This window comes from Mesorhizobium sp. M7A.F.Ca.AU.001.01.1.1 (assembly GCF_004022735.1).
Lineage (GTDB): Bacteria > Pseudomonadota > Alphaproteobacteria > Rhizobiales > Rhizobiaceae > Mesorhizobium > Mesorhizobium ciceri.
The window spans coordinates 1-5,405 of the sequence record NZ_RZPF01000460.1; the positions used below are offsets into that span (position 1 = coordinate 1).

Sequence of the window (5,405 nt, forward strand, 5' to 3'; positions counted from 1 at the left end):
GCGGTCAATGGATAGCTTCGCTCGCCAGAACGCGTCCGAAAGGGCGGCTGTCTTCGGCGAGTCCGGCGCCTTGCGTGGCGTCGCCAGCATCATCATTGAGAAGGACTTCTGGGTTTGCTGGACCTTAAAGCGACTCTTTGAACTTCAGAAGGGCGATGCGCCCACTCTGGTATTCAAAGGCGGCACCTCTCTCTCCAAGGCCTATGGTGCAATTCGACGCTTTTCGGAAGACATTGACCTCTCCTTCGACCGCGCCGATCTGGGCTATGATGGCGATCGTAATCCAGAGCGGGAAGGGATCAGCAAGAAGCAGTCCGCCAAGCTCATCGACGCGCTCATGGCCGATGTCGAAAAGCACATCGCCAACAAGATGCTTCCTGCCCTTCGAGAGTCGATCGCCGTCCAACTTGTCGAGCCGGTCAAGGGCAACTGGTCGCTCGAGATCGACGCCAACGATCCCCAGACCCTGAACTTTCACTATCCGGCCGCCCTGACCGGTCAGGACTATCAAGGCGTCACCTACATCACCCCGCGCGTCAAACTAGAGTTCGGTGCGCGCGGCGATCCTTGGCCGACCGAGCAGAAGACCATCCGGCCCTATTCAGCTGACGATTTCCCCGCGTTCTTCGAGAATCCGGATTGCACCGTCACAGTGCTGGCGGCGCGCAGAACGTTCTGGGAGAAGGTCACTGCGCTTCACTCCGAAGCGCACCGTCCCGACGACTCTCCGACCACTCAGTATTTTTCACGCCGTTACTATGATGTGGCGATGCTTCTCGACACGGCCGAGGGGCAGGAGGCGGCGGTTGACTTCGACATGCTGGCGCAGGTCGCCAGGCACAAGGCCGTGTACTTTCGATCGAGCTGGGCGAGCTACGATACCGCCCACCCCGGCACGTTGCGCCTCATGCCCGCCCAGCACCGCCTGAAAGATTTGCGCGCCGACTACTCGGCCATGCAGGCGATGATGTTCGACGAGACATCTTATTCGTTCGACGAGATCCTCGCGCGCATCGAAACGCTGCAAGCGACGCTCAACACAGATGTGCCGGCCGCTGACACGCCGAAATAGCGCCTGCTGTCGGAGCATGGCGTTCCACTTGGCGGTGTCGCTATCTAGCCGCGCGCGCCATGCTCTTCTACGGTCACTATCTATCCGCGCGTCGAAAGCCAAAGTATGTCAGCTGCGCCAAGCGCTTCAACGATTTCCGTTCGTCAAACCCTCGACATCCTCGATGGTCCCTTTCGCAGCGTCGCGACGGGCATCGCCGAGGACCAGTATGCCTTTTGGCTTGGTTCGGGCATCTCATTCGGACGGGTAGATGGCCTGAAGCACATCATCGTGCGTGTGATGGAGTTTCTGCGCCAGCAGAGCGATCCGGCCAACCCCAACTGCCCCTATAACATAGCCCTCAAGCGTGCCCTCGGCCTCGCCCCGCTGTCGGCCGACGAATGGGCAAGGGTCGATTTCACCCTTGGCTTCGCCGCTTGGCCGGACCAGGCCGCCATTGTCGCGCGGCTGACCAACAATTATGCTCGGCTGCTCGACGTCACCGTTGCCGGCAAGGCCGATGACTATTTGCTGTGGGACGGCGTGGGCGTCCCCGCCACCTTCGCGAACCCCGCCATCGAACCCGATGTCGAGCATCTATGTATGGGCATTCTAGTTCTCGAGGGCAGTGCGTCCAGCATCGCCACGGCGAACTGGGACGGACTGGTCGAGAAGGCTGTTGCCGAACTGACGGGAGGCGTTCCCAAGCTCGTGGTCTGCGTTCGCGCCGAGGATCTTCGTCAGCCGGAGCTTACCGGTCAAATCATCAAATTTCATGGCTGCGCGGTGTTGGCCGTCGCCGACGAGGAAACCTACAGGCCGTTTCTTGTCGGTCGCTACTCGCAAATCAACCGTTGGGCCGCCGCACCCGAAAATCAAGCCGTGATCAACCGTCTGCTCGATATTGCCGTTTCGAAGCCGACCATCATGATGGGCCTGTCGGCCCAGGACTCCAATATCCAGGCCTTCTTCGCCAAGGCGGAATCGGTGATGCGCTGGCCCTGGCCCGGAAACAAGCCCAGCTTCGTCTTCTCGGGAGAACAGGTCGGCGCCGACCAGGAGGGGCTACTCAAGAACGTCTATCCGGAGACCTATACGGCGGCGACCCGCGACCAGATCAACGAGCAGTCGCTCGTCAGAGCATACGCCAACCCGCTTTTGCTCGCGCTCGTCCTCTCGGTCATCGCCGACAAGATGCAGGTCATGGTCGACACGGTCCAGGGTAACCTCGACCCCGCCGCGCGCGCGGCTCTGCAACAGGGAGTGGTGGCACTGCGGGACCATCTGGCGACCCTCGACAATGGCGATCGGCTGCAGTTCGTCCGCAAATTCGTCGACCACGCCTCGCGCACGATGACGATGTTCCGGGACGGGGCCGCAGGGGTTACCGCCCTCTGTCAGTCCCGCTGTCGATCGCCGGCCTTTCGTTCGACCTTCCAGCCGCCCTCGTCGGCGAAAGCCCGTCGCCCGATCTCATCCTTGTCGCTGACACGGCGTTCGACACCGAACAGAAGATCCTCCGCAAGGTGGAAGGGGTGGCGCGCGCGCTCGACGTCACCCGCTCCAAACGTCCCCTGACCACGATCCTTGTCGGGCCCAAACCCTCCGCCGCCACGCTTGATGCGATGACCAAGGTTTGCCGTGTGCTTCCCGTCGGTGTGACCGAACAGGGAGCGACAACTGCTCTGCTGGAGAACTGGCTGGCTGTCCTGCTGCCGCTCAAGCTGCCCGAACCGACCAGCGACACGGCGGAGTCGCTAGACTCGATCGTCAGCAGATCCGCCGATCTCGACCAAAATATCGTCGGCCTGATCGGGTTCCTCGACTGGGCGACTGGCCGCGTTTGGTGTGATTTGATCGCATTCGACACGCGCGGCGGCGTCAACAACCGTGATGTGATCGAAGTATTTGCGGCCATGGTGGATCATCCAGCCTTCGGCCTGCCTGAAGCTCTCTATATCGACAACGGCAATGAATACGGGTTCGCGACGTACCTCGACGACGCCATGACACTGATGGTGCCCGGGTTCCATGGGCCGGGTCGCTCGATGCGAGTTGTCAATGCCTTGCCCTACAACGACTCGGCAAAGCCCATTGAACGCTGGTTCGGCGACTTCGAGCCACGCTATCTGAGCACGCTACCGGGCTGGATTTCCGGCAACCGTATGAACAAGCGCCAGGAGGCGATCGGCCGGACGGTTGCGCCCTATGGCACCTTCGAAGATTTCGTTCCGGCGTTCTTCGGTCTCCTGAAGGCCTATCACAGCATGCCTACGGGAAAGCAGAGCGGCCTCAAGGGGCATTCGCCCAACACCACTTTTCAACAGCACGTGGTTGCGGGCTGGTCAGCAATCAGCATGAGCCAGGACGAGGTCCGCGCTGCAGTCGCGCGCCGGGTCGAGCGCACCATCATTCAAGGCGCGATCCAACTCCGTGGGCGTCGGTTGTCCTGCGAAGAGTTGTGGCAGTACACGCACGACAAGGTGCTGGTCTGCGACCCGGTCTATCATGCGCCGGCAGAGCTGCTTGTGCTGGACATGAAGGGTAAAAGGCTCGGGATCGCAACCCCCGATGTCCCACTTCATCCACTTGATCATCGTGGCGCCCAAAGCACGGCAGCACGAGCAAAGGCGCACCGCGATGCGATTGTGCAGATGGGCCGCTCGGTCCCGAAAATCGACGTTGCAGCTCGGCTGATGGCGCTTGGTCAGGATCAATCTGAAGTCATCCCCAACGAGCCGGCGGGCAAAGTATCATTCGACCCGTCTCAGCGGCCGGCGCGGATTCTGATGCCGAAGAAGCCGTTGATCCCTGAAGAGCGCCGACGCGAACAGGACGAGCGCATGGCCGCTCAGATGGACTTGGTGAAGAGGATCGTCGGATGACGATATTCGTTGAAACCCGGGCTGCGCTCACCGTGCGGGCTGCCTTCGATACGGCGGTCAAGATGCGATATCCGGTGCTTGCGGTCGGCAAAGCCGGACTCGGAAAGACCGTAGCGCTCAACTGGATAGCCGCCCAAAGCGGAGCTGCCTATTGTGAGGTTGCGCAGCATACCAAGGCTATTAGGCCGATGTTCCTGATGCTGCATGACGCGTACGGCGTCCAAAGGGACAGCAAGCACACATATGATCTTGCCAAGGATTGCATGAACTTTTTGGGCGCCCGATGCGGCCCGACGCGTCCGTTGCTCGTGGACGAATATCAGAACTTCACGCCCCCTGTTTTGCGGGAGCTGCTGCATCTTCAGGAGCGCTGCGGCTTCGCTTTACTGCTCGCCGGCAACACCCATCGGTTGGCGGGCACGAGGCGTGATATCCACGCTATGGATCAGATCGAAAGCCGCATCGGCATGCGTTTCGAGATCGGGCAGCCGACGCGGGAGGACTGCATAAGGATCGGCGCCGAAAACAACGTTGAGGGAGCCGACGCCTACGAAGCGATTGTTATCTACGGTGAGAACACCTCGCTTCGCGCGCTTTGCCACCTCCTTCAGAACTGCGCTGCCGTTACCAATGGCGTTGGCAGCATTCGTCTTTCTCGGATCGAGACCACGCTTCGTGTCGTGTCGTGCGGCAGCCATGCGCTCAAGCTTTTGCACGAGCGCGGCGACGACCTCCGAAGATCGGCTTAATTCCGGACAGCGACAGATAATTCCGGACTGCACACCGGTGTGATGTCCGGAATTATTTGTCGTCGTGAGGGGCAAGAGTCCAGAATTATCTGTCGTCGGCCGGACTTCTAAGTGGATGATATCCCGCCGCTTTCGCCCAAAGAGGTTACTAATGCCCTTTGGACAACAGGTTACCAATGTGCCCCAACGACATCAATTCCCGACTGACCTTAAGCGGATGTTTTGATTGAGCTATTGCAGCCACGATTGGGAACCTAAGGCCAACCAACACGCGCATTGGTAACCTCCAGCGACAGGTTTGGTAACCCTCATTGAGCGAGTGGCGCCCGCACTCGCCGGGGGTGACATTGATATTGTCTCCGCGAGGTGGTCTGGGACGATCGTCAAATAGCCTACACGTTCGCGATGTAGCATTTGCCCACAAGATTCTCAGGAATTGCCCCGCGTCGACGCCAGGTTGCTAGCTATGAGTGAGTGGCTGACCACAGTTGAGTTTTCTGCGCTGGTCGGCATTGGGCGGCAAGTCGCTCACCGCGCTCTTCGTCGGCGTCGCTGGCGAAAAAATTCGCTCGAAGTGCGGAAGGTCAATGGTCGGCGCGGCGGGAATGGCTATACGCCCGAACTTGCCGCCACCACCTTCAAGCAGCCCGAGGGCTTTGGCAGCTATGGTTTCCCCGAGAGCCATGCCGCCAGCTTCGCGCTCATCGCCTATGCCTCGAG

The 5,405-nt window shown here is 60.3% G+C and carries 5 protein-coding genes; all 5 read left to right on the plus strand.

Going from position 1 to position 5,405, the window contains the following annotated elements:
* The first annotated feature begins 7 nt into the window (after positions 1-7).
* Positions 8-1,072, plus strand: a complete 1,065-nt coding sequence (locus tag EN884_RS24215; RefSeq protein ID WP_063170577.1) for a nucleotidyl transferase AbiEii/AbiGii toxin family protein — start codon at positions 8-10, stop codon at positions 1,070-1,072.
* A 105-nt stretch (positions 1,073-1,177) separates the two neighbouring features.
* A complete protein-coding gene (locus EN884_RS24220; RefSeq protein ID WP_063170576.1) occupies positions 1,178-2,629 on the plus strand; it encodes an SIR2 family protein in 1,452 nt (483 codons plus the stop codon).
* Positions 2,587-3,936 (plus strand): hypothetical protein, encoded by a 1,350-nt coding sequence (locus EN884_RS24225; RefSeq protein WP_063170575.1) that lies wholly within the window; start codon positions 2,587-2,589, stop codon positions 3,934-3,936. Before EN884_RS24220 ends, EN884_RS24225 begins: the two co-directional genes overlap by 43 nt.
* A complete protein-coding gene (locus tag EN884_RS24230) occupies positions 3,933-4,685 on the plus strand; it encodes an AAA family ATPase (protein WP_127224613.1) in 753 nt (250 codons plus the stop codon). Before EN884_RS24225 ends, EN884_RS24230 begins: the two co-directional genes overlap by 4 nt.
* 436 nt (positions 4,686-5,121) lie before the next feature.
* On the plus strand, positions 5,122-5,405 hold a 284-nt coding region (locus EN884_RS24235), incomplete at its 3' end, for a hypothetical protein (protein ID WP_164895129.1).

Excerpts from the sequence above, each read along its gene's own strand:
- EN884_RS24215 (WP_063170577.1), top strand. The coding sequence starts at position 8 with ATGGATAGCTTCGCTCGCCAGAACGCGTCCGAAAGGGCGGCTGTCTTC.
- EN884_RS24220 (WP_063170576.1), top strand. The coding sequence starts at position 1,178 with ATGTCAGCTGCGCCAAGCGCTTCAACGATTTCCGTTCGTCAAACCCTC.
- EN884_RS24230 (WP_127224613.1), top strand. The coding sequence starts at position 3,933 with ATGACGATATTCGTTGAAACCCGGGCTGCGCTCACCGTGCGGGCTGCC.